This window comes from Ferdinandcohnia sp. SAFN-114, assembly GCF_059415045.1.
This window is the reverse complement of sequence record NZ_JBPFDQ010000046.1, coordinates 1-1,273: the sequence shown is the minus strand read 5'-3', so window position 1 is coordinate 1,273 and position 1,273 is coordinate 1. Positions and strand designations below refer to the sequence as shown.

Sequence of the window (1,273 nt, the reverse complement as noted above, 5' to 3'; positions counted from 1 at the left end):
TCCCGTTCATCGGGCTTATGAAGAGAACTTCGAGAGAGATTTCAACCGCCAATCCCGTTCATCGCACTTATGAAGAGAAATTCGAGCGAGAAATCGACCGCCAATCCCGTTCATCGGGCTTATGAAGAGAACTTCGAGAGAGATTTCAACCGCCAATCCCGTTCATCGCACTTATGAAGAGGAAAACGAGCAAGAAATCAACCGCCAAACCCGTTCATCGGGCTTATGAAGAGGACTTCGAGAGAGATATCAACCGCCAATCCCGTTCATCGCACTTATGAAGAGGAAAACGAGCAAGAAATCAACCGCCAATCCCGTTCATTACGCTTATGAAGAGGAATTCGAGAGAGATATCAACCGCCAATCCCGTTCATCGCACTTATGAAGAGGTAAAAGAGCAAGAAATCAACCGCCAATCCCGTTCATCGCACTTATGAAGAGGAAAACGAGCAATAAATCGACCGCCAATCCCGTTCATTACGCTTATGAAGAGGAATTCCGGCAATAAATTGACCGCCAATCCCGTTCATTACGCTTATGAAGAGGAATTCGGGCAATAAATTGACCGCCAATCCCGTTCATCGCACTTATGATGAGGAAAACGAGCAAGAAATCAACCGCCAAACCCGTTCATCGGGCTTATGAAGAGGACTTCGAGAGAGATATCAACCGCCAATCCCGTTCATCGCACTTATGAAGAGGAAAACGAGCAAGAAATCAACCGCCAATCCCGTTCATTACGCTTATGAAGAGGAATTCGAGAGAGATATCAACCGCCAATCCCGTTCATCGCACTTATGAAGAGGAAAACGAGCAAGAAATCAACCGCCAATCCCGTTCATCGCACTTATGAAGAGGAAAACGCGCAAGAAATCAACCGCCAATCCCGTTCATTACGCTTATGAAGAGGAATTCGGGCAATAAATCGACCGCCAATCCCGTTCATTACGCTTATGAAGAGGAAAACGAGGAAGAAATCAACTGCCAATCCCGTTCATTACGCTTATGAAGAGGAAAACGGGCAATAAATTGACCGCCAATCCCGTTCATTACGCTTATGAAGAGGAATTCGGGCAATAAATCGACCGCCAATCCCGTTCATTACGTTTATGAAGAGGAATTTGAACGAGAAATCAACCGCCAATCCGTTCATCGCACTTATGTAGAGGAATTCGAACAACAAATCGCCTGCCAACGATTAAGTCCATATAATTGTGTAAAAAGAAAAAGAGTCAAATCAATTCCATTTGGCCACAATGTTATCAGCGACGAA

Annotated in this window: 1 protein-coding gene; it reads left to right on the top strand. The window is 45.1% G+C overall.

Features of this window, described 5'->3' with window-relative positions; translation table 11 throughout:
* Positions 1–1,057: 1,057 nt before the first annotated feature.
* Positions 1,058–1,273: hypothetical protein (locus ACR65M_RS15340; protein WP_440273736.1), on the top strand; the 216-nt coding region annotated here is incomplete at its 3' end.